Consider the following 22,786-nt stretch of genomic DNA (forward strand, 5'->3'; position numbering starts at 1 on the left):
TCAAAAACATGTCCCAAATGATTATACGTGTAGCAAGAATTTTGTGTGTACTGGCATGGGTGGTTTCTTTAAAAACCAGCGCAAAGATTAATTCTGACCCATTCACTTCACCTCAACCGCACCATTACGTCGCAGACGACAATCAGCGCTATTTATGCGTTGCTTTATTAAATACTACCGAAGGAGATGAACATGGCCTCAATGTCATTCGCGAAGCCGCCAAGCAAGGTTGTAATGCCGCCATGATTACGGTACGCTGGGATGTTGTGTATCCGCAGGTGTCAAGTTCAGCCAACTGGGTACAATTCGATAACCAAGTGAAATTGTGCAAAGAGCTAGGATTGAAGATTTTTTTTCGGATTCACTTGGCACGTTGCTGTAATCGCAACGAAGGCTTTTGGACTGAAAGCGAAGCCTCTAAAGACCAACAAGGCCGCGTGTTTAAAGAGATTTTTAGCATGGCGCACCAGCCTTCTGTCATCAAAGCCCTTGGTTTTGTTAAAGAAGTAAGTCAAAGGTATGTTTCGTATTTGCAAGAAGGTCGCGTTTTGTGCGTTGCCGCGACAACCACGACGACCCAAGAAGCGGGCTACCACTACGAAGGGTATATTTCTAAGGGAGATATAGGCTACGGAGACCCTTATTTATCGTTGTATGATTATACTTCTACGATGCTTACGGGTTATCAAAGCTGGTTGGCTGCTAAATATGGCTCCCTAAAAGGAATTAATGATGCGTGGAAATCTGACTACAGCGCGATTGGAGATATTCAACCAATCACAACCGACTATAGCCACCCAGAAAATAAACGTTGGTCTGATTGGTACATTTATCGACATACACTTCTAAAAAACTTTTTGGACGGGGTGAGCAGCACTGTTAAAGGAGTGAATGCCAATTATAAGGTTATCAATGATTTTGGGTCGGTACACGATGGACTAAGTTTCCGTCGTGGGACATTGGCTTTCAAGGATTTAGCCCGTAATGTTGATGGGACAAAAATAAACGACTCGCAGTACTACAATCACTATTTTAGTGCGGATGTGTTGCGTGGAAGCATGGGTGATAGGTGGATTATGAACGAAGCGTTTCGTGAACCTGATTTGTCGCAGTTCGGCATGGAGCAAATGCTAGGCCAACATTTTGAACGTGGATGTAAGTTGGTCAACGTCGTCATCAACAACACGGCGGACTTAAATTGGTTTGCTCCCATGATTAAAAGTGTAGCGGCCAACTGGTTATCCAAACCCATGACTCCCATTGTAAATAAACAAAAAATGGTGGTTAAACTGTCAGAATTAGTAAGAACAGGGAGCTACGGTATTCCAGGTTATAACAATCGTTGGGAAGAAAAGCGCGTAAGCGGCCCAGTAGAAATTCAATTGGTAGAGGATTTGCTCGGCGAACCAGAAGTCAATCAGCCCCCTGTGGTAAAAACCGCACTCTCAGACTACACCATTACGGCTGGTTTTGATGCGACTTACACCATCCCCGAAGGAGCATTTCAAGACCCTGATGGCAGCATTGAATCGTACGCGGTGAGCGGCCTACCCACTGGTTTTTATTTTGATAAAAATACAATTCGTGGTAATTCGTTGATTGTGGGTACGTATAAAATTACAGTCACTGCAACTGATTTGTATGACGCTTCAACCAGCACAACGTTCAATCTCAAAGTAGTAGCTCAAAAACCTTCTACGTTGGCATTGTTTAAAGCAGGTAATTACTTAAATCGCGCATTTTTACGCAATGTCAAAGATAAAGATACTCTTAATTTTAATGACCTCAACTTCCTGACAAATTTTATAGCGACACCCGATGCCTCAGCCAGAGCCGTTGTTATGAAATTGACAGGCCCTGTCAATCAGACCCGAACTGAAACCGATGTTCCGTTTGCACTTTTTGGTGATGATGGAGGAACAACCCTAAAGCTGGGAAATTATCAATTGGTGCTTGAAGCTTATAATTCAACGTCAATTATACCTGCTAATGGTATAGGTCGAACGACCATTAATTTTGTAGTGGCAAATCTGCGGGTCAATCAAGCGCCAGTTGTAGTTACAAAAATTACTGACCAACAAGCCACCATCAACCGTAACTTTATCTTCATCATTCCAACCAGTACTTTTCAAGACAAAGACGGACAAATTTCAAGGATGGTTGTGACTGGCTTACCATCGGGAATGGTTGCAAACAGTGGCGTGATTAGTGGAGCACCAAAGGTAGCTGGAAACTTTACAGTGACAGTTGAAGCTTTTGACAACGAAAATGCGTCGGTCAAAACCCAGTTTTTACTAAAAGTATTATCTGTGAACCAAAGCCCGATTGTTGTGACGACCATTCCTGACCAAGTGACGGTAGTGCAACAAACGTATGAGTACGAAATTACACCTAATATTTTCCGTGATAATGACGGATATATTGTACGGGTGTTGGTGCAAAATTTGCCGCAAGGAATTACCTATGCCAACAATAAACTTTCGGGAAAAGCCGTAACAGCGGGAGATTATAAAGTGACTGTGCGAGGAATCGACAATGAAAATGCTTCGGTTGAAACTTCTTTTCAATTGTCTGTTAGAAGTATTTCCTCGAATTTGCCACCAGTAGCGACTACAACTTTACCTACTCAACGGGTGATGGTGGGTAATGCGTTTTCATATACACTGCCGCAAGGACTCTTCCGTGACCCAGAGGGGGGAACTGTTCGGTTAGAAGTAAGTAACCTGCCATCAGGATTTGTGTACGCTAATGGAGCAGTTGTAGGAACTTCAAGCGTAGCGGGTGAGTATAAAATCGTGGTGCGAGGCTATGATGGCTTGGGCGCATTTGGAGAAACAACCCTCACGTTGTGGGTAACGTTGAGTAATGGAAATATTCCGCCTGTGGTTGTTACCCAGATCCCCGACCAAGAAGCAGTAGTTGGGGAAGCTTTCTCCTTGAACATTGACTTGAATGGTTTCCGTGACCCTGACGGTATTTTGTTTGGCCTTTTGGTGCGTAATTTGCCTCCAGGCTTATCATTCCAAAATGGGAGTATCGTAGGAACACCAACAACTGCGGGAAATTATACAGTTACAGTGCGTGCCATAGATAATCAAGGTGCGATTGTGGACGAGTTTTTTGTCATTAAAGTAAGTGATTCTACACCGATGACTGCCAACCTTGTTTTTAGTTTGTTCAAAGCAGGAGGGTCTTCTTCGAGAAGATTTATTCGTACCCTTCGTGATGGAGATAGGATTTCACTTTCGTCGGTTCAATCCATTGCAACTTTTGTGAACATTTTTGCTGAATCAAGTCAGGCGGTGGATCGAATTGAGTTTAGTATGACTGGAGTAAAAGTACAGTCTTTTTCAGATACAGCTGCTCCTTACGGGCTATTTGATGACAATGGCGGTTTTAGTGCAGAACTAGGGACTTATAAACTAACCGCGAAAGCAATAAAGGCCGACAAGGTGATAGGGGTATCAACTATTACATTTACACTAATAGCTGGTAATGCTAGAATTGGTGAGGAGGAAGCTGAAGTAGTAGAAGTATGGAGCGCGTATCCGAATCCGTTTGTGTCGGTTTTAAAAATGACTCTTCCCGATACCTACAAGCCAGAATCCACGACATTTTCAATTGTAACGCTTGCGGGCTTTATGATACCAGTGCAGCAGGTTCGTTGGCATGGACTTGAGGCCGAATTAGAACTAGCACCGTTACAGTTGACAAAAGGTTCGTACCTGCTCCAAACGTCGCATCCTGACATGCCGACCAAAGTGATTAAGGTACTGAAACAAGAATAAAAGCACAGTGTCAATTACCCTACAATGAAATTCCCCGTCAACCAAGCAAATTTGCAAAGGTGACGGGGAAAATTATTTTAGGATGAAGCCTGATTAAACAGCGATGGTTTTACCAGGAACTGCGACAGGATAGAAGCCATCCGCTAGTGGTAAGATTTTTGGTTTGGCATCCCATGCAATTTGATCAGGGAAAAGGCTAATGTTTGAATTGAGCGCTTCTTCCCATTTTACCAACTTACCAGAATACGTAGCCATACGACCCATGATGGAAGTAAGGGTACTTTTTGCTCCGTTTTCGGCATCGGCAAATTTGTATTCACCTTTGGCAATGGCCGCAAAAAGCTCATCGTGCTCTACTTGATATGGATTACGGTCGCCTTTTCCTTCGTGGGCATAAATGACTTTGCCACCTTGGTATGATTTCAAAACGGTGTTGTTGCCGTTGAAGCTGTCGATGCGGCCCGTGGTGCCTAAAAACTGCTCATCTACTTTGCTGTACGTTCCTTCGTAGTGGCGGCATTGGCTGTTGATGAGCGTTCCGTCGGCGTAAGTGAAGTCCACGATATGGTGGTCGAAAATTTCACCAAATTCTTTTCCGTTACGGATTTGTCGCCCACCCGTACCTTGTGCCGAAACGGGGTATCCTTGTTTTGCCCAGTTAGCTACGTCGATGTTATGAACGTGTTGCTCGGTAATGTGGTCGCCGCACAACCAGTTGAAATAGTACCAGTTACGCATTTGGTATTCCATCTCAGTTTGATTCGGTTTGCGGGGGTGATTCCATACGCCACCCGAAACCCAATACACACTTCCACCGACGATGTCGCCAATTTTTCCGTCGTGAATGCGGTTCATCGCTTCACGGTAATTGCGTTGATAGTGACGTTGAAGTCCAACAACTACGTTCAATTTCTTGCGTTTTGCTTCTTCGGCCGTTGCAAGCACTTTACGAATACCTGGCGCGTCGGTAGCCACAGGTTTTTCCATAAACACGTGCTTATTTTGGCGAATAGCTTCTTCAAAGTGCATTGGGCGGAAACCAGGAGGCGTAGCTAAAATAACAACATCTGCCAAGGCGATAGCCTGTTTGTATCCGTCAAAGCCCACAAACATCCGATCTTTTGGTACATCAATTTTTGATTTAACATCAATTTCTACACCAGCATCATCTTTGTATTTGCGTTTGGTCAAAGCAGTGTATGCGTCGTCCAAGCGGTCTTGAAACGCATCTGCCATGGCCACGATTTTTACATTTTGTTTGGTGCTAAGGGCTTGGGCTGCTGCACCCGTTCCGCGACCACCACAACCAACAAGGGCGATTTTGATGGTGTCATCATTTGACGAATGAAATCCGTATGAAGCAAAAGGTAGGCTACTTAGCAAAGCCCCTCCTGTTAATAAACTAGACGATTTGAGAAACTCTCGGCGATTAGTTTCCATTTTTAGAAAAGAGTTTAAGTTGGAAATTGTGGATGTCGTTGATTTAGCGACCTAAAATCAATGTGTTTGTCAGCCTATAAAAGTGCCCCAAAAACAAAAACTACCCGTAAAGAATGAATCTACGGGTAATTTTTATGTTGAAGGCCAAATACTTATTAATAGTCCTCAATCAGAGGCGGGTTATAGTAAGCGGCAATTTCTTCTTTGGAAGGAGTTTTAACTGGGCGAACGATGCGAAAACCAACAAACGAAGCGCTGGTCATCCACCACTCACTTTTTGGACTCTGAGGGTCAATGATTTTCCAGTCAGGAACTGAGGGAATACGAGTGGCGCTGCGGCATACACTTGCATCGTCGTCCCATGAACCACCCCGAACGGATGTTGGATACAATTCCGTCACTTTCAAAAACGCTTCTTTGGCTTGGCCACCCGCTTTTTTGGTATAATAATCTTTGGCGTATTGGTCGAGTGTCCACTCCATCACGTTTCCGTGCATGTCGTGCAATCCCCAAGGATTGGGCTTTTTTGTGCCCGTTTTTTTGTAACCACCGCCACTGTTGGCTTTGTACCAAGCGTATTCATCTAATAGTTTTGGGTCATCTCCAAACGAATACGCAGTAGTAGTACCCGCACGGCAGGCATATTCCCATTCGGCTTCGGTAGGAAGGCGGTAAAATACGCCTGTTTTTTCGTAAAGCCACTTGCAAAAATAAATGGCGGCATATTGAGTCATGTTGACAGCAGGATAACCGCCACCGCGCCCCATTCCAAATGACATATCAACGTAAGCGGCGCTTGGGCGCGTACTTCCATCGGTTTTCGACAGGCTGTTTTCTGGGTCAGGAAAACGCTTTGCCATTTCAATTTCGATATTTTTGGTGGTAAAAAGATCATAAAAATCCCAAGGAATTTCGTACTTACCCATCCAAAAAGGCTCAATTTTTACTTTGTGTTGAGGGCCTTCGTCTTCTTTACGGTCTTTTTCTTTGGCAGGGCTACCCATCATAAAATCGCCACCTTTGATGGCAACCATATCGTACTTGATGTTACTTCCCGAAATGGCTTGCGCGTAGTTCTCGAATTTCTGCTGGGCAAAGGCCGTTCCGCAGAAAGCACTAAGAAGGAGTGTTTTTTTTACGAACTGCATTGATGTTTTGATAATAGAAATGAGCTAAAAAAGATTAGAGCCCGAAAGATACCGCAATCCAATGATTTTCACGAATAGCGCGCCAAAGATTTCTATAAGTCAAAGCGCTCCCAGGTCAGTTTGTCGAATTGTTTGTACAAAATATAAGCAATAAAGGTGGCAAAAACACAGGCCACTGGCACGCCAAATGGGACGAACGTCAGTCCCCAGTGCCCAAAACCACAAATCGGAAGCAAAATCATAAAAATGACAAATTGAGAAGTTTGTCCTGCTTCTTTCATGCTAGCTAGGCTTTTGGAGAATGGAAGGCGATTTTGGGAGCCAATTTTGCTCTCAATCATAGATAAGCATACCGATGCAACAAAGGCTAAGTACAAATCATCGATGGCTTTGATACCCCAAATTGTCAACACAAAAACACTAAGTAAAAGATAAAAAGGAGCATAAAATTTGATCAGAATGGCTTTGATATTGCCTACCACTACGTCGCGGGGGGAGTCGGTAGGGGTAGCAAAATAGACCCAAGCGGCTTTAAAATCTTCGCTAAAATGACTTTGGGAATAAAAAGTTCCCGCAATAATATGTGCCATATAAAGCAACATTAAATAAAGGTAGCCTTGTGCCATCTCCGACCATTTTTGGGGGTCAAAAAGCTCCTTCCCAAAGACAAAAACCAACGGAATCAACGACCCAAAAGTAGGATAAGTACGCATCTTGAACTTTCGGTCGCGGGCAGTAACTTTCCATGAGAGTTCAAAAATAGCTCTTTCGAGTGAGCTCTTTGTGAACCATGAGGACAATCGACTGACGAATCCGTCGCGTTTTTGAGTGATTACTTTTTCACTGCCTCCGCCGTCGCCCACGCCCAATTGGGCGATTTTCTGGGTGAATTGAGGGGCTAAATAACGTACCAAAACCCACATTGAAATACTGGGCACAATGAACGATAGCAAAGATAACAGCCAGAAATCGTAGGTTCCCTTAATGACAAATTGCATCCAACCACTCAGCCAGAGCGGAGGAAGTGCATAATGCCACCCACGAATGGCCACTGCGGTTGTGTCGAGGTCGAGCCAGTCTAAAATACGCCCTACCATCTGATAACCTACGGTTACCAAAAGCGTGAATACAATTTGAAAATAGCTAATGAAGTCTTTGAGGCGCTCCTCGCTCGTAAATTTCATCAAAAGCATGTAGAGGAGCGAAGTGAAAAATACGCACAACATAGCTAAGACAAAAACAGCCACAGCAAAGGCTAGAGACGCCACAATTCCGTACTTAAACAAGGTAAAAACAAGTGGCAGTAGGGCAATTCCGTAAGAGAGGATAAGTACATACGACGAAATATGGACTAATCGGGCCAATAGGATTGTGCGTCCTGTGACGGGGCGAGGTAAAAGCACGACATTGTCGGTGGTATCGAGCAGTAGGGACGAAAAATCAGTCACCAGCGTAAGCACCGACATAATCATGATGTACCCAAAAGGCAGGGCATAGGCGTAATAGGGCTTGTCGATGAAGAAAATATAAATGCCCATCAATCCCCCAAAAATTGAAAGTATCCCCACCAGTATCCAAAAGGAGTTATTGGTATTTTGGTCATCATTATGGGATTTGTAATGCGAAAACGACGCCATTGGCCGACGATTTTGCATTTTAAACTTCACTTCAACGATATGTCGTAAAACGTCATAATCGGCTCCTAACCACCTAAAAATGCCTTGGGTGGCGTCGAGAATACGTAAAATTACCTTGGTCATCGTATGGGTTGGCTGAGTGGTTTTATTTCAATGCTTGTAAAAAATCTTCGGCACGGTGAGCATTTTCATTGTCGCCCGTCAAGCCTTGAAAAATATGCTCTAACGAACCAGAGTGGGCCTGTGCTTTAAGCTCTTCAAAAGTACCGTTGGCAATGATGGTTCCTTGGTTGATGATGACAATTCTATCAGAGATTTTTTCTACCACATCCATGATGTGTGAGCTGTAAAAAATGGTTTTACCCGCTGCTTTCAATTTGGCCAACACTTCTTTCACCAAAATCACCGCATTGGCATCAAGCCCCGAGAGAGGTTCGTCCAAAAAGATAACATCTGGATTATGAATAAGCCCCGAAATCAAGAGTACTTTTTGTCGCATTCCCTTCGAGAAGGTGTTCATTCTTACGTCGGAGTGGGCCTTTAATCCAAAAATTTCGAGTAATTCTAAAGCGCGTCGTTCCGTAAGTTCATCGTCCATTTTGTGCAGTCTTCCAATAAATAATAGGTACTCCATTGGCGTCAGCACTTCATACAACATGGCATTTTCGGGCACGTAACCGATCCGTTTTTTGACCTCAAGGGCGTCCTCACGAATATCAAGACCCAAAACACGGACTTCGCCCACAAAATCGGGAAGCATTCCAATCAGGATTTTAATGGTGGTACTCTTTCCTGCTCCATTGGGGCCAATGTACCCAATGATTTCGCCTGCATACACGTCTAAGTCAATTCCCTTTAGAATTAAATCTCGGCCATAGTTTTTTTTAAGGCCGCGTAAACTAACTACTGGCTGTTTTTCCATTTTTTGATTCGTTTAGGTTTTGTGAAGAAATAGCAAGGTGGTGATACCACTATGCCATTGAGACGTTAAATAACGAATAAGTTCACAATTCTAAACTAAAATATAGATGAACGGCATAAAATGTCTTTTTATGTAATTTTTGAAAAGATAGCGTTTGAAATTAGTTCGGAAAGCCTAATTTAGCAGCAAACTTACTACGTAGTAGAGCTGAAGTCCGTCAAGTCTAAATGAATTACACAAAAGACAAATGTTAGAAATTAGCAACGTAACTGAGGCAGAATTGCCCGAAATTCAGCGCATCGCTTATCAAACTTGGCCCATGACTTTTGGGGATATTTTGTCGCCTAAACAAATTGACTATATGCTTGACTGGATGTACAGCATTCCGTCGTTAACAGCGCAAATCGAGGAAAAGGGGCACGTTTTTCTGCTGATAAAAGAGAACGAAGAGTGGCTAGGGTACGTTTCGTACGAACTAAATTACAAAAATGAACCCAACACAAAGATTCATAAAATTTACCTGCTACCTGCTAGTCAGGGCAAAGGGGCGGGGGCTGCTTTGATTCGTAAAGTAGCCGAAATTGCTACGGAAAACAACAATTCGGCGCTACTACTAAATGTCAACCGATACAATAAAGCGGTCGGTTTTTACGAAAAGATGGGCTTTTCTATTGTCGGAAGTGAAGATATTGACATTGGAGATGGGTTTTTAATGCAAGATTACATCATGGCAAAACCGCTTTAGAGAGAGGCTATAAATAAGGATTGTTGTCTGTTAAAGTTGGCTGACAAGCTCAACTGTCAGCCCCGTCATTTCGGCAATGGTTTCAAGGGGAAAACCTTTGGCTTTCATTTTTATTGCCATGTCTATCCGCGCTTGCTGTTCACCTTCGATTCTTCCTTCGGCTTTGCCTTCAATCCGAGCAGTAGCGATTATACCTCGTTCAGAGAGTAACATTTTTTCGTGCCTTTCGTAGTCCAATTGCTCTTGTCCAGAAAGACCGTCAAACTGTAATTGTGCTTTTACTTCGGCCAAACCTCGTGCGTTAAACTCGTCTTTTACTTCGTTATTTTTGAAATAATAAATCCATTCATCGAGGCTGTCACGGGCGATGTCGTCGAAATTGTTGATTTTGATGACATAATATTCAGGGTAAATTTCATAGAGTGCCTCTTTGAGAAAGAGCTCTTTTTGTTTATCAGAAAGGGCTAAAATATCGTTTTGATGGATGCCTCGAAACTCGGTTTTGCCATGATAGACGTAATCTTTGCCGTGTCCTAAGTCGAAGTATATTAGGTTGATAGAAAATACTTTTTTAATTTCTTGGTAAGGTTTCCCTTTTTGAAGTGTTTCGGTTAAATGTTTAGAAGTAGCAAAAAGCATCCTTTGAAAAAAGTCGAATTCTTTGCTATATTGTAATTCAATGATGAGCCTTTCTTTTTGTTCATTTTCAACCAATAAGTCCACACGGTTTATTTTTTGTTCTTCCTCAGAGATATTGGATTCACTTTCTAATAGGTTGATAATGACGATGTCACGTTTGAGCAAGACGCTCAAGAATCCTTCGAGAATCGCAAAATTTGCCTTTTGTCTAAGGAGCCTCTTGAGTGCCCAATCAAAGCTAATAAGTGTACGAGCCATTTTGAAAAGTTTATAACAAAGCTACAAATAACTTTTTAACACTTCTAGTTATGCTAGAAGTGTTAAAACAGCAAGGTTAGACTTGCACTGCCGTAAATCCAGCTTTTTCAATCGTTTCGAGGATAACTTCGCTCGATAATTCTTCGCCATTGATGGTCAAAATTTTATCGGGATTGGCAGTGTCAACGCGCCAATCTTCAATTTCTTCAACCTGATTTAAGAAAGGCGTTACTTTGGCAATGCAGCCTCCGCAGTTGATGTTAGTTTTGAATTGTAATGTCTCCATTTTTTATGAATTGCTTTAAATTTTAAATTTAAGCCTAAGGCTATTTGCTACGACCGACACTGAGCTCAAGGCCATGGCAGCGCCCGCAATCATGGGGTTAAGTAAGAAGCCATTTATTGGATATAACACTCCCGCTGCCAATGGGATTCCAATGAGGTTGTAAATAAATGCCCAAAAAAGGTTTTGGTGGATGGTGGCTACTGTCCATTTGGAAAGCTGAATCGCTTGGGGGATTTTTTGTAAATCGCTGGAAATAAGCGTCATCTTCGCAACATCCATGGCAATGTCGGAACCTTTTCCCATCGCAATACTTACGTCGGCTTGTGCCAAGGCGTGGGAATCATTGATGCCGTCGCCGACCATTGCAACGGTTTTCCCTGTTCGCTGCAGTTGTTCCACAAAAGCAGCTTTATCTGCGGGTAGCACTTGACTTTTAAAGTGACTAATTCCAACTTCTTGGGCTACTTTTTGGGCCGTAAATGCGTTGTCGCCCGTCAACATATATACTTCTATTCCTTCACGCTGAAGGTCAGCAATGGCTTGCGCTGAGGTGGGCTTGATAGGGTCAGTGATTGCCCACGCCGCCAACACGTTTGTACTATTGGCAAATACAACCACTGTTTTGGCCGATTCTTGCCAAGAATTAATTGGAAAATTGGCCAAAGATAACCCGCGTTCTACTATCCAAGATACGCTTCCAATCACGTATTCATTGCCTTCAAATAAAGCCTTGACGCCCTTGCCAGCCACATTTTCAAATTGTAACATCGGAACACTTTTGGCACCATCGGCTTTGAGCGTTTGCACAATGGACGCGGCCAAAGGGTGCGACGATTGGCTTTCTAGTGCCAAGGCAATGGATTTGAACGCGGGTTCGTTGAAAGCCCAGTAAGTATCGGTTACCGTCGGTTTCCCTTCGGTGATTGTGCCTGTTTTATCCAACACAATTACATTAATTCGGTGGGCTAGTTCGAGGCTTTGGGCATCTTTGATTAAAATTCCTTTTTCTGCGCCCTTTCCTACGCCTACCATAATGGCCGTGGGGGTAGCCAATCCCAGCGCACATGGACAAGCAATAACGAGGACAGTCACGGCGGCTAACATCCCTTGGGTGAGGGCATTTTCGCCACCCAAACTTGCCCAAACCACAAATGTAAGTAGCGAAATCAACATAACGACGGGTACAAATATTGCCGCAATCTTATCGGTCAATTGTTGAATAGGGGCTTTGCTTCCTTGGGCTTGTTGAACCATCCGAATGATTTGGGCCAAAAGTGTAGCTTCCCCCACTTTTTCGGCTAAAAAACGAAAACTCCCTTGTTGATTGACCGTTCCTGCAAACACTTTACTGCCTTTGTTTTTTTCAACAGGGACGGGTTCGCCCGAAATCATACTTTCATCGACGTACGAAGTACCCGATAGTACTTTGCCATCGACCGCAATTTTATCGCCAGGTTTTACCACAATTCGGTCGCCTATCCGTACCGCTGAAATTTCAATTTCTTTTTCTTCCCCATTTTCAATAATCCAAACTGTTCGTGGCTGTAGTCCCATCAGTTTTTGAATAGCGGTTGAGGTATTGGCTTTGGCTTTTTCTTCCAACCATTTTCCAACCATAATAAACACTATAACCACGGCTGATGCTTCAAAATATACGTGCGGATGAAGACCACGTTGGTGCCAAAATTCGGGATAGACGGTATTAAAAAGGCTAAATAAAAAGGCGATTCCCGTACTCAGTGCCACCAGCGTATCCATATTGGCCTGACCGTATTTAGCCTGTTTCCACGCATGAATAAAAAAATCACGACCAAAAATTGCCAATACGGGTGTCGTCAGTGCCAACATAATCCAGTTGACGAAAGGAAGTTCCATAAAAAACATACCCAACACCACGATGGGGAAGGTCAGTACGGTTGCCCACAATAGACGTTTTTGTAGCGTAAGTAGCTGATTCGCTTTTTGTTCAGCTTGTTGTGCTTGGGCGTTTTCAGGATGGAGCAATAAATCGTATCCTACTGCTTGAAGTGCGTGTTTTAGGGCTTCAGGATTGGTTTGGGTATTGTCAAAAGAAATGCTGACTGACTCATTGGCAAAATTGACCGCACATTCCAGCACACCCTCTTGTTTTTTGAGTATATTTTCAACACTCACGGCACAAGCCGCACAGGTCATCCCCGTGACGGGTAGCAAAAGTTGTTGATTATCAGTTTTAATCTCGGGTTCCATTGCGGTATTCATTTGTCGCTACAAAAGTAGTGGCTTAAATCGGGAAGCTAGTTACACGATTTTCAAAAAGGATTACAGGATTTTCGTCAGTCTGGAAACTTTTGTAGTATCGTTGGTCTTTACCATTTAAAAGAAAATTTTATGTCAAACCGCCTTATCGAAGAGACATCGCCTTATTTGCTTCAACACGCTCACAACCCAGTGGATTGGTATCCTTGGGGAGAAGAAGCCCTTACCAAAGCCCGTACCGAAGACAAGCCCATCATTGTAAGTATTGGTTACTCAGCTTGCCATTGGTGTCATGTGATGGAGCGAGAAAGTTTTGAAAATGAACAAGTTGCGGCGGTTATGAACGCAGGATATGTTTGCATAAAAGTGGACCGTGAAGAACGCCCCGATGTGGACTCGATATACATGGATGCCCTTCATGCCATGGGTGGAAGAGGTGGGTGGCCGCTGAATGTATTTTTGACGCCCGAGGCCAAGCCTTTTTATGGAATGACTTACATGGCACCACGGAATTGGGTAAACTTACTCAACAGCGTACAAAATGCCTTTGTGAATCATCGGGATGAATTGGAAAAATCGGCGGCAGGCTTTGTTGAAAATATGCTAATGAAAGAGTCCAATAAATACCATTTGGACGGTTCAACGACGGAATTTCGTCAGGAGGATTTGGATGAGATGTTTGAGCATATCAAACAAAGTTTTGATTTAGAGAAAGGCGGAATGGAACGCGCGCCTAAGTTTCCGATGCCCTCTATTTATAAGTTTTTGTTGCGATACTATGCCCTTTCACAGAATCCTGAAGCATTGCGCCAAATTGAATTAAGCCTAAATAGGATTGCGCTGGGAGGTATCTACGACCACGTGGGTGGTGGATGGGCAAGGTATTCGGTGGACGAAGACTGGTTTATTCCTCACTTTGAAAAAATGCTCTATGATAATGGCCAACTTCTGAGTGTGTATTCGGAAGCTTATACATTGACCAAAAATGAGTTGTACAAACGTCGGGTGTATGAAACAGTTGACTGGCTACGTCGTGAAATGCTGAGTCCTGACGGTGGGTTTTATTCGGCCTTAGACGCTGATAGTGAGGGTGTAGAAGGAAAGTTTTATATATGGACGCAGGCTGAATTACAGTCAATTTTAGGCGACGATTTTGAATGGTTTTCAAAATTATACTCCATTCGCGCCGCTGGAAATTGGGAACATGGCTACAATCATTTGCACTTGACTCCTCAGGCAGACTGGAACCTAGTTTTTACTGAAAAGTACCGCGCGGTGCTGGACAAACTTTTTGAAGTTCGAGAAAAACGGGTGCGTCCTGGATTGGATGATAAAATTCTGGCTTCGTGGAATGGATTGACCCTGAAGGGGTTGACGGATGCGTATCGGGCCTTTGGGGATGAACAATTTAGAGAATTGGCGTTGCAAAATGCGACCTTCCTCAAAACAAAAATGACCAACGAAAATCACCGCCTTTGGCACAGTTATAAAGCAGGAAAAGCTACAATCGTTGGGTTTTTGGAAGATTACGCCTCGGTAATTGATGCGTACATTGGGGTGTACCAAATTACGTTTGAGGAAGAATGGCTCGACGAAGCACTCAAATTGACGGCTTATACCATCGAACATTTATACGATGAAGAGGATGAACTTTTTTACTTTACAGATAGCTCGTCTGACGATTTGATTGCCCGTAAAAAAGAAATTTTTGACAACGTTATTCCTGCTTCCAACTCGCTAATGGCGCACAATTTGTATGCTTTAGGGATGCTCGTGAGTTATGATGAGTATATTGAATTGGCCGATTGGATGTTGTCAAAATTGAAGCGCTCGATGATGACGGATGTCCAATGGGTGACAAACTGGGCGGCGTTGTATGTGATGCGGGCGCAACCTACCGCAGAAGTAGTGCTGGTGGGACCTGAAATTGACGCGTTTAGAAAAGAAATGGAGACAACTTTTTGGCCAAATAAAATCATCGTCGGGGCCAAAACTGCCTCAGACTTACCACTTTTAGAAGGAAGATTGTCATCGACAGATAAAACAACGGTGTATGTTTGTTTTAACAAAACGTGTCAATTACCTGTTCATTCTGTGGCAGAAGCCCTACAGCAACTAGCCGTTGGTGTTTAAATGAGCCAAGAAGTAAATTGGCTAAGGGCTCACTCCAAAATAAAAACTCACAACCCCAAACTGTAAACCCAAAATTCGTTCTTGACATGCCCACTTCAAACACGTTCGAGCAGAAGAAACAGTTTTTATTCCTGTTTTTATGCGGATTATTTTTGACCAATGCACTCATTGCCGAGATTATTGGAGTAAAGATTTTTTCAGTAGAGACATTGTTGGGGACAAGCCCCGCTCAACTTGACATTTTTGGAACCAAACTCGATTTTAATATGTCGGCAGGAGTCGTGAACTGGCCCATTGTTTTTATCACTTCCGATATAATCAACGAGTATTTTGGAAAAAAAGGTGTGCGGCGCATTTCGTACCTCACGGCAGGGTTTATTGCCTACATGTACATTGTGATTTATGCCACCACGTCGCTTCCACCTGCCCAGTTTTGGTTAGACGTAAACAGCCAAGATAGCCACGGCAATGCCATGAATATCGACGGAGCATTTAACCAAATCTTCCGCCAAGGATTGGGCATTATGTTAGGTTCTATTGTTGCATTTCTTATCGGTCAGGTACTTGACGTGACGGTTTTTTCTTGGTTACGCCGCCGTACTGGTGGGAAATACATTTGGCTGCGGGCAACTGGCTCGACCCTTTTTTCCCAGCTCGTTGACAGCTTCGTTGTGATTTTTATCGCCTTCTATCTTTTTGGAAATTGGTCAGTGACTCAAATCCTACAAGTTGGAACAATAAATTATATCTATAAAGGCTGCATTGCTCTTTTAACAACCCCCGTATTATACGGTGCTCATTATTTAATCGATCAATACTTAGGAAAAGAAAACGCACATCAGCTGGCCAACGAAGCGGCCGCTTCAAGTTTCACCCCCATGTAGCATAGAAGGTGGCGAATAAAATGAAGGAATATATAGTGAAAAGGCGGTAATTTGACCAAAATCCCTTTATTTTGGTAGTAAATGCTTTTTTGAAAAAAAATATTTTTCCAATCACCTAATTTTATTCTAAGACCAAACTCTACATGGAATCCGTAGTTACGTTCATCAATGACATTATTTGGAGTAATGCCCTCATCTTACTTTGTTTAGGTGCGGGCATTTACTTTTCGGTATCTACCCGTTTTTTGCAAGTTCGATACGTTCGAGAAATGGTAAAGTTGCTTTTTGGAGGAAAAACCTCTGACAAGGGCGTGAGTTCTTTTCAAGCGTTTGCGATTGCTATTTCGGGTAGGGTAGGGACTGGTAATATTGCAGGGGTGGCTACGGCCATCGCAATGGGAGGCCCAGGGGCTGTATTTTGGATGTGGGCCATTGCATTTTTGGGTGCTTCTTCGGCGTTTATTGAAGCAACTTTGGGCCAAATTTACAAGCAGGTACAAGATGGCCAATACCGTGGAGGCCCTGCTTTTTACATTGAAAAGGGACTCGGAATGCGCTGGTATGCCTTACTATTTGCGGGGGCTACCATTTTGAGTACCGCGTTGTTTTTGCCTGGTGTTCAGAGTAATAGTATTGCGCTCAGTGCCAAAGCTGCTTTTGACATTCCTGTGGAAATAACGGGAGCAGCGGTGACGGCCCTGTTGGCACTGATTATCTTTGGGGGCGTAAAACGCATTGGCCAGGTGGCAGAAGTAGTGGTGCCATTTATGGCGGGTGCTTATATTCTGATGGCCTTGGTGGTTATTTTCCTAAACATCACCCAAGTACCAGCCGTACTTGGCCTAATCATTCGTTCGGCTTTCGACATCGAGCCAGCGTTTGCGGGTATTTTTGGAATGGCCGTTTCTTGGGGGGTAAAACGTGGGATTTACTCCAATGAAGCAGGACAGGGAACTGCTCCGCACGCTGCGGCCGCTGCCGAAACCAGCCACCCAGTCAAACAAGGATTGGTACAGGCTTTTTCAGTGTATGTTGATACGCTCTTTGTTTGTACCGCTACGGCCTTAATGATTCTTTTTACGGGGCAGTACAACGTTGTCAATCCTGCAGGAGGGTTTATTGTCGAAAATGTACCTGGCCTTGCCATTGGTTCGGAATTTACGCAAGCGGCCATCAATACGCATTTTCCATCGCTTGGGAGTGGATTTGTGGCGGTTGCTTTGCTCTTTTTTGCCTTTACGACCATCATGGCGTATTATTACATTGCTGAAACAAATTTGAGCTATCTTTTATCAAATAGCAATAACAAGTGGCTAGTTCAAGCATTGCGCATAATGATCATGGGAGCAACCTTTTATGGGTCTATCAAAACGGCGGCCTTGGCTTGGACAATCGGTGATATTGGGGTCGGGATGATGGCTTGGTTGAACATTATTGCCATTTTCTTGCTACGAAAACCAGCATTCAAAGCATTTAAAGATTACGAAGAACAACGTAAAGCAGGGCTTGACCCCGTATTTCATCCTAAGAAGTTGGGCATAGAAAATACCGACGAATGGGAAGGGTAAAAAAGTATTAGTAAAATGATGAAAAGGTGGTTGGGGATTGGTTCCAAACCACCTTTTTTTATGCTTCTAACAGCGCTAAAGCAGCCGTACAGTCGTCGTCAATGGCTTTTTTGAGCGCTTCAAGACCATCAAACTTTAACTCAGGACGGATAAAAGCAACGTTTTCAACAGTCATTTTTTCACCGTAAATATTCTCCTGAAAATCAAAGATATACACTTCTTGGGTTCGGCCGATGCCGTTGACAGTAGGCCGAAATCCAATGCTCATAACTCCCTTGAGCCATTGACCACGCACATGTACCCGAACGGCATAAACGCCATCCGCAGGAATCAGTTTGTAGGATTCAAGCACTTGTACGTTGGCCGTTGGGTAACCAATCGTACGACCCAGTTGGCGACCTTTCACAATCACGCCCGTAAAAGTATAGATGCGTCCAAGTAGCTCGTTGGCCACCGAGGTGTTTCCTTCCACCAGCGATTGCCGAATTTTGGTGGAACTTACCGTCAAATGGTCAATTTCTTGGCGCGGAATTTCTTCAATTTCAAAGCCAAATCGGTGAGCATTTTTTTGTAAATACTCAAAGCTTCCCTCTCGATTTTTCCCAAAATGATGATCATAGCCAATGACCAATTTTTTGGTACCGATGGTATCAATCAAAATTTGTTGAATAAATTCATCGGACGTTAGCTCGCTAAATTCGCGGGTAAAAGGAACGACTACGAGGTGTTGTACGCCATTTTGACGAAGTAATTCAATCTTTTCGTCAATCGTGGAAAGCAACCGAAGGTTTTGGCTGTCGTTAGAAACTACCATGCGCGGATGGGGCCAAAAGGTAATCACCACCGTTTCGCCACCCGAGGCTTGGGCTGCTTCACGAAGGCGACTCAGAATTTTTTGGTGCCCCAAATGAACACCGTCAAACGTCCCGCTGGTCACAACGGCGTTACTCAACGGACGAAAATCTGCTATATCGTGGTAAACTTGCATTAACTACGTCGTAACTGAACTTTTTATGATGAAAGACCTAATTCGGCTCTTTTTCGAGCAACGTATCCTTCAATCTCTTCTGCATCTTTTAACCAAAATTTACCGATTCGGGTTCGGCATAATTCGCTCATGTAGGCGCCTGATTCGACCAATATCCCCACATCCCGAACCAAACTGCGTATGTAAGTGCCTTTAGAACAGACAATTCGGAAGTAGATCTCAGGAAAATGAGAGTCATCTATCTCAAAAAGTGACACTGTAACCGTACGGGGTTTTATTTCCACGGCTTCGCCTCGGCGTGCTTTTTTGTAAAGGCGTTCGCCCCCTATTTTTACGGCTGAATAAATGGGCGGAAACTGCTCAATGGTACCCGTAAGTTGCTGAACCGCTTTCATTAAGGCTTCGTGCGTAATATGGTCAGTGGGGTATTCGGCATCAAAAGCTGTTTCAAGGTCAATCGAAGGGGTGGTTTTCCCAAGCACCATTTTTCCTGTGTACTCTTTCTCAGCTCCTTGGTATGAGTCGATTTCCTTGGTTTTTTTGCCCGTACAAAGAATCAACAAACCTGTGGCGAGGGGGTCGAGCGTACCCGCATGGCCAATTTTTTTGACCTGACACGATTTTTTGATTTTGTTGACGGCATCGAATGATGTCCACGTCAAGGGCTTATTTAATAAGATTACCTCTCCTTCTTCGGGAGAGGTGGGTGTAATGTCTGTCATGTACGAAATGAAAGGTGCAAAGAGCAACCTGTGTTTAAACTATTTGTAAGTTATATCCTGCCAAAAGCAAAGCTAGGATAATGCCGCCTACAATAATGCGATACCAACCAAACAAACGGAAGCCATATTTGGTCAGAAAATCAATAAAGAATTTGATGGCTAACATGGCAACAATAAACGCCACTACGTTTCCAATGGCCAAAAGCTTGATTTGCTCTTCGTTGAGAACAAAGCCCAATTTATAATAATCATAGGCTTTTTTTGCCGTTGCGGCAAACATGGTAGGCACCGCCAAGAAAAACGAAAATTCGGCGGCGGCTTTGCGAGAAAGTCGTTGCGACATACCGCCTACAATGGTTGCCCCAGAACGTGAAACGCCAGGAACCATGGCAATACATTGAAAAAAACCAATTTTCAACGCTGTCAGGTAATCAACTTCGTCGGTGTCAACGATATAAGCTTTGGTAAACCATTTGTCAACAAACAACAGAATGATACCGCCGACAAGTAAAGAAATGGCTACTCCGAGTGGACTTTCGAGCAGGGCATCGATGGTATCGCTGAATAAAACACCAAAAATGGCACTTGGAATGAAGGCAACGAATAGTTTGATGTAGAAGTCAATGCTTTTAAAAAAACGCTTGAAATACAAAACTACAACTGACAAAATAGCACCTAATTGAATAGCCACTGTAAAAAACTTCACGAAAGGATCCGAAGCAATCCCCATAAAAGAGGAGCCTAAAATCATGTGGCCAGTGGATGAAATAGGTAAATATTCGGTGATGCCCTCAATGATGGCTAAAATAAGTGCGTGAAGAAGGTTCATTTACTAAATGGTAATAAAGACGAAATAAAAAGCCGATTAGGGCTTACGTAAAATGGCAAAAAACTCAACAATAAAGCCAGACACTACCACGAGTGGGCCTACGGTAAGTCCGAGTGTGCCAAAACCGAACTCGGCAGAGTCCATACTCATCAGGACAAAACCACCTAGTACAAGGACGATGCCCACAATCATGAGTGTGAGGTTACTCTTTCCAAAAGGTAATGCGTTCTTTTTCATGCTTATATTATTTAAAATCAAATGTGGTAGTTTAGTATAAATCATCTAATGCCATGCGCAAATAACGAGCCAATGCCTGAAAAGTGCTCGCAGTGCCAATCAAAGCACCCAAAATAATTACGCCAGCGAGCAAAAAGCTAAGTTTATCATATTCTTGAAGAAGCTGAAGGCCCTCGATTTGGTGAAGGGCAATTTGCTGAAGTGCTACGATTAGACCTGCGGCAATGAGCCCACTGATGAGCCCTTGAACAGCACCATTTTTGAGAAACGGACGCTGAATAAAGCCGTTTGTTGCGCCTACCAATTGCATACTCCGAATCAAAAACCGCTGCGAATAAAGCGCCAACCGAATGGTGTTATTCATGAGCAAGATGATGATAACGAGCATGATAACGGCAAATGTAGCCAGAATCAAATAAATTTTGGTGAGGTTTTTGTTGATTTGATCTGCCAAATTTTCTTGGTAAACTACTTCAAAAACGCCTTCATTTTTTTCAAGCTCGGCCTTGATTTGCTTGAGTTTGGTGTCCTCAAAATAATCTTCTTGCAAACGTACACGGTAACTGTCATGCAGCGGATTGTCGCCTAAAAAAGTGGAAAAATCCTCTTTGGTGTCGGCGATAAATTCCTTGGCAGCCTCGTCTTTGGAGAAAAAAGTAACTTGTGGTTTGCCATCTATCGAAAGAACAAATGGGCGAGCAACGATGCCTTTATACACCTTCGATACTTGATTTGAATCCAAACCTTTGTCGAGCATTACCCTTACTTCGATGTTTTGTTTGATAATGGAAATAAGTTTTTTGGACTGCATTACCAATAACCCGCAAAAACCAATCAAAAACAACGCCGCTGTTAAACTAGCGATGATCATTGCGTTTGGATAGCTACCGACTTTTTTCTTTTTTAAAGGCATACTTAATGACAGTACGGTTTGTGTTTATTGAACGGAACGTCGCAAAAATAGCTATTTATTTCGATAACGAACCAAGGAAGAAAGCGAGTGAGGCTTTTTTAAAGAATTTTAACCAAATTTTGGTTTAATTTGGCAAAACCATTTAGAACTTAAATGTTACCTTCACTTCAATTCAACTTACCGCCCGACGTTCACTTCATCAACTGCGCCACTCGTGGACCTTTTTCTAAAGCGGTAGAACAAGCGGGCATCGACGCTATTTCTGCTTTTACGCCATCTATTCATCAAATTCGACCTGATGATTTTTTTGAAGGAGCATGGGGAGTTAGAGCACTTTTTTCCCAACTTGTCAATGCCCAAGACCGTGAACGGATTGCCATCATTCCGTCAGTTTCGTACGGCATGGGAATCGTTGCCAGAAACCTACACCGAAAGAAAGGGCTGCGGGCTGGTCAACACATTTTACTCGTGGGAGACGAATTTCCGAGTGATGTCTATCCTTGGCAACGCGTCTGCGAGGAGTTGGGATTGGTCATAAAAACAATCCCAATGCCCGAGGTTGAAAAGGTAGGGCAAGTTTGGAACGAACAAATTTTGGCAACTATCTCTGAACAAACGGCCCTGGTCATTGTGCCACACGTGCATTGGCAGTACGGAATAAAGTTTGATTTGGTATCCATTTCTCAAAAAGTAAAATCGTTTGGAGCGCTTTTGGCGATAGATGCCACGCAGTCGTTGGGAGCGTTGGCGTTTGATGTGCAAGCCGTAAAACCAGATGCGCTTATCGCTGTAGCTTACAAGTGGCTGATGGGGCCTTATTCGATGGGGTTGGCGTATTTTGGCGATTTTTTTGATGATGGCGTGCCACTGGAAGAAACGTGGATGGCCCGACAGCAAAGTAATTTATTTAACCAACTGACGGATTACCAAGCCGAATATCGCCCCAAGGCGTTTCGCTATAATGTGGGAGAACACTCTCACTTTATCCAAATGCCGATGCTGGAAGTAGCCCTTAGGGAAAAATTGGAATGGACAACCGAGCGAATTCAAGCGCACTGCCAATTGCTATGGCAAACCTCAACGCCTGCACTGGAGGAATTGGGGGTATTGTTTGAACCTGAAGCCGAAAGGGCGCACCATTTGATGGGGCTTCGATTGCCTGCGGGAATTGATGTGATGAAAGTGCAACAGGCATTGGCAGCTCGAAAAGTGATTGTAGCTGCCCGTGGACAAGGTATTCGGGTGTCGCCTCATTTGTATAATACGGAGGAAGACATGGCGGCTTTGGTTGCGGCGCTTCGCGGTGCGTTGAGGTAAAGAAACCTTCCCGAAAGTTCAAGACTTTCGGGAAGGTGAAGAAAAAAGACCTTCCAAGTTTTCAAAACTTGGAAGGTCTAGCAACTGGTTGAGC

Annotated in this window: 18 protein-coding genes; 6 read left to right on the forward strand and 12 right to left on the reverse strand. The window is 43.5% G+C overall.

The genetic code is table 11. The annotated features are described in order from the left end of the window. Positions 1-17 precede the first annotated feature (17 nt). Positions 18-3,788 carry a putative Ig domain-containing protein gene (locus tag AC23P2_RS05885; RefSeq protein WP_487772326.1) on the forward strand — a complete coding sequence of 1,257 codons (3,771 nt, stop codon included), beginning with the start codon at positions 18-20 and terminating at the stop codon, positions 3,786-3,788. A 93-nt stretch (positions 3,789-3,881) separates the two neighbouring features. Here the strand turns inward: AC23P2_RS05885 and AC23P2_RS05890 are convergent, their stop codons facing one another. The 4 genes from AC23P2_RS05890 to AC23P2_RS05905 all read right to left on the reverse strand — a co-directional run bounded on the left by AC23P2_RS05890 (position 3,882) and on the right by AC23P2_RS05905 (position 8,935). Then, a complete protein-coding gene (locus tag AC23P2_RS05890) occupies positions 3,882-5,228 on the reverse strand; it encodes a Gfo/Idh/MocA family protein (RefSeq protein WP_122930261.1) in 1,347 nt (448 codons plus the stop codon). 155 nt (positions 5,229-5,383) lie between these two features. After that, positions 5,384-6,376 carry a formylglycine-generating enzyme family protein gene (locus AC23P2_RS05895; RefSeq protein ID WP_487772327.1) on the reverse strand — a complete coding sequence of 331 codons (993 nt, stop codon included), beginning with the start codon at positions 6,374-6,376 and terminating at the stop codon, positions 5,384-5,386. Positions 6,377-6,468: 92 nt separating this feature from the next. Further along, the gene (locus AC23P2_RS05900; protein ID WP_487772328.1) at positions 6,469-8,136 is read right to left on the reverse strand and encodes a hypothetical protein; all 1,668 of its coding nucleotides are present in this window, start codon (positions 8,134-8,136) and stop codon (positions 6,469-6,471) included. Between the two features lie 22 nt (positions 8,137-8,158). Next, positions 8,159-8,935, reverse strand: coding sequence for an ABC transporter ATP-binding protein (locus AC23P2_RS05905; RefSeq protein ID WP_487772329.1), 777 nt, complete (start codon positions 8,933-8,935; stop codon positions 8,159-8,161). A gap of 247 nt (positions 8,936-9,182) precedes the next feature. On the opposite strand from AC23P2_RS05905, the gene AC23P2_RS05910 reads away from it, so the two are divergent. Then, on the forward strand, positions 9,183-9,680 hold the full coding sequence (locus AC23P2_RS05910) for an N-acetyltransferase family protein (protein WP_487772330.1): 498 nt from the start codon (positions 9,183-9,185) through the stop codon (positions 9,678-9,680). A 30-nt stretch (positions 9,681-9,710) separates the two neighbouring features. Here the strand turns inward: AC23P2_RS05910 and AC23P2_RS05915 are convergent, their stop codons facing one another. The 3 genes from AC23P2_RS05915 to AC23P2_RS05925 form a co-directional block, all read right to left on the reverse strand. Further along, a complete protein-coding gene (locus AC23P2_RS05915; protein ID WP_487772331.1) occupies positions 9,711-10,577 on the reverse strand; it encodes an Rpn family recombination-promoting nuclease/putative transposase in 867 nt (288 codons plus the stop codon). Positions 10,578-10,653: 76 nt separating this feature from the next. Next, positions 10,654-10,863 (reverse strand): heavy-metal-associated domain-containing protein, encoded by a 210-nt coding sequence (locus AC23P2_RS05920; RefSeq protein WP_472486432.1) that lies wholly within the window; start codon positions 10,861-10,863, stop codon positions 10,654-10,656. A 15-nt stretch (positions 10,864-10,878) separates the two neighbouring features. Beyond that, positions 10,879-13,092 (reverse strand): heavy metal translocating P-type ATPase, encoded by a 2,214-nt coding sequence (locus AC23P2_RS05925; protein WP_487772332.1) that lies wholly within the window; start codon positions 13,090-13,092, stop codon positions 10,879-10,881. A 141-nt stretch (positions 13,093-13,233) separates the two neighbouring features. On the opposite strand from AC23P2_RS05925, the gene AC23P2_RS05930 reads away from it, so the two are divergent. From AC23P2_RS05930 to AC23P2_RS05940, 3 genes are all read left to right on the forward strand, one after another. Next, entirely contained in the window at positions 13,234-15,234 is a 2,001-nt protein-coding gene (locus AC23P2_RS05930; protein ID WP_487772333.1) for a thioredoxin domain-containing protein, read from the forward strand. Between the two features lie 86 nt (positions 15,235-15,320). Further along, on the forward strand, positions 15,321-16,118 hold the full coding sequence (locus AC23P2_RS05935; RefSeq protein ID WP_487772334.1) for a queuosine precursor transporter: 798 nt from the start codon (positions 15,321-15,323) through the stop codon (positions 16,116-16,118). A gap of 143 nt (positions 16,119-16,261) precedes the next feature. Beyond that, positions 16,262-17,686 (forward strand): alanine/glycine:cation symporter family protein, encoded by a 1,425-nt coding sequence (locus AC23P2_RS05940; protein ID WP_487772335.1) that lies wholly within the window; start codon positions 16,262-16,264, stop codon positions 17,684-17,686. Between the two features lie 58 nt (positions 17,687-17,744). Here AC23P2_RS05940 and AC23P2_RS05945 read toward each other — a convergent pair whose 3' ends face one another. Genes AC23P2_RS05945 through AC23P2_RS05965 form a run of 5 tightly spaced genes read right to left on the reverse strand, consistent with a single transcriptional unit; the run spans position 17,745 to position 21,375 of the window. After that, positions 17,745-18,674, reverse strand: coding sequence for a bifunctional riboflavin kinase/FAD synthetase (locus AC23P2_RS05945; RefSeq protein WP_487772336.1), 930 nt, complete (start codon positions 18,672-18,674; stop codon positions 17,745-17,747). A 23-nt stretch (positions 18,675-18,697) separates the two neighbouring features. Continuing rightward, positions 18,698-19,396, reverse strand: a complete 699-nt coding sequence (truB, locus tag AC23P2_RS05950; protein ID WP_487772337.1) for a tRNA pseudouridine(55) synthase TruB — start codon at positions 19,394-19,396, stop codon at positions 18,698-18,700. Positions 19,397-19,430: 34 nt separating this feature from the next. Beyond that, positions 19,431-20,225 (reverse strand): undecaprenyl-diphosphate phosphatase, encoded by a 795-nt coding sequence (locus AC23P2_RS05955; protein ID WP_487772338.1) that lies wholly within the window; start codon positions 20,223-20,225, stop codon positions 19,431-19,433. 36 nt (positions 20,226-20,261) lie between these two features. Continuing rightward, positions 20,262-20,462: a DUF3098 domain-containing protein gene (locus tag AC23P2_RS05960; RefSeq protein WP_487772339.1), complete on the reverse strand. Its 201-nt coding sequence runs from the start codon at positions 20,460-20,462 to the stop codon at positions 20,262-20,264. 31 nt (positions 20,463-20,493) lie between these two features. Then, positions 20,494-21,375 carry a cell division protein FtsX gene (locus AC23P2_RS05965; RefSeq protein ID WP_487772340.1) on the reverse strand — a complete coding sequence of 294 codons (882 nt, stop codon included), beginning with the start codon at positions 21,373-21,375 and terminating at the stop codon, positions 20,494-20,496. A gap of 153 nt (positions 21,376-21,528) precedes the next feature. On the opposite strand from AC23P2_RS05965, the gene AC23P2_RS05970 reads away from it, so the two are divergent. Continuing rightward, on the forward strand, positions 21,529-22,692 hold the full coding sequence (locus AC23P2_RS05970; RefSeq protein ID WP_487772341.1) for an aminotransferase class V-fold PLP-dependent enzyme: 1,164 nt from the start codon (positions 21,529-21,531) through the stop codon (positions 22,690-22,692). The last annotated feature ends 94 nt before the right edge of the window (positions 22,693-22,786 follow it).

This window comes from Runella sp. R0.1_18, from assembly GCF_057652155.1.

What these genes read in the sequence shown, in the direction of transcription:
- AC23P2_RS05940 (WP_487772335.1), top strand. Translation starts at nt 16,262, where the DNA reads ATGGAATCCGTAGTTACGTTCATCAATGACATTATTTGGAGTAATGCC.
- AC23P2_RS05960 (WP_487772339.1), bottom strand. Translation starts at nt 20,462, where the DNA reads ATGAAAAAGAACGCATTACCTTTTGGAAAGAGTAACCTCACACTCATG.
- AC23P2_RS05900 (WP_487772328.1), bottom strand. Translation starts at nt 8,136, where the DNA reads ATGACCAAGGTAATTTTACGTATTCTCGACGCCACCCAAGGCATTTTT.
- AC23P2_RS05895 (WP_487772327.1), bottom strand. Translation starts at nt 6,376, where the DNA reads ATGCAGTTCGTAAAAAAAACACTCCTTCTTAGTGCTTTCTGCGGAACG.
- AC23P2_RS05920 (WP_472486432.1), bottom strand. Translation starts at nt 10,863, where the DNA reads ATGGAGACATTACAATTCAAAACTAACATCAACTGCGGAGGCTGCATT.
- AC23P2_RS05925 (WP_487772332.1), bottom strand. Translation starts at nt 13,092, where the DNA reads ATGGAACCCGAGATTAAAACTGATAATCAACAACTTTTGCTACCCGTC.
- AC23P2_RS05915 (WP_487772331.1), bottom strand. Translation starts at nt 10,577, where the DNA reads ATGGCTCGTACACTTATTAGCTTTGATTGGGCACTCAAGAGGCTCCTT.
- AC23P2_RS05910 (WP_487772330.1), top strand. Translation starts at nt 9,183, where the DNA reads ATGTTAGAAATTAGCAACGTAACTGAGGCAGAATTGCCCGAAATTCAG.
- AC23P2_RS05945 (WP_487772336.1), bottom strand. Translation starts at nt 18,674, where the DNA reads ATGCAAGTTTACCACGATATAGCAGATTTTCGTCCGTTGAGTAACGCC.
- AC23P2_RS05905 (WP_487772329.1), bottom strand. Translation starts at nt 8,935, where the DNA reads ATGGAAAAACAGCCAGTAGTTAGTTTACGCGGCCTTAAAAAAAACTAT.
- AC23P2_RS05970 (WP_487772341.1), top strand. Translation starts at nt 21,529, where the DNA reads ATGTTACCTTCACTTCAATTCAACTTACCGCCCGACGTTCACTTCATC.
- AC23P2_RS05930 (WP_487772333.1), top strand. Translation starts at nt 13,234, where the DNA reads ATGTCAAACCGCCTTATCGAAGAGACATCGCCTTATTTGCTTCAACAC.
- truB (WP_487772337.1), bottom strand. Translation starts at nt 19,396, where the DNA reads ATGACAGACATTACACCCACCTCTCCCGAAGAAGGAGAGGTAATCTTA.
- AC23P2_RS05955 (WP_487772338.1), bottom strand. Translation starts at nt 20,225, where the DNA reads ATGAACCTTCTTCACGCACTTATTTTAGCCATCATTGAGGGCATCACC.
- AC23P2_RS05965 (WP_487772340.1), bottom strand. Translation starts at nt 21,375, where the DNA reads ATGCCTTTAAAAAAGAAAAAAGTCGGTAGCTATCCAAACGCAATGATC.
- AC23P2_RS05890 (WP_122930261.1), bottom strand. Translation starts at nt 5,228, where the DNA reads ATGGAAACTAATCGCCGAGAGTTTCTCAAATCGTCTAGTTTATTAACA.
- AC23P2_RS05885 (WP_487772326.1), top strand. Translation starts at nt 18, where the DNA reads ATGATTATACGTGTAGCAAGAATTTTGTGTGTACTGGCATGGGTGGTT.
- AC23P2_RS05935 (WP_487772334.1), top strand. Translation starts at nt 15,321, where the DNA reads ATGCCCACTTCAAACACGTTCGAGCAGAAGAAACAGTTTTTATTCCTG.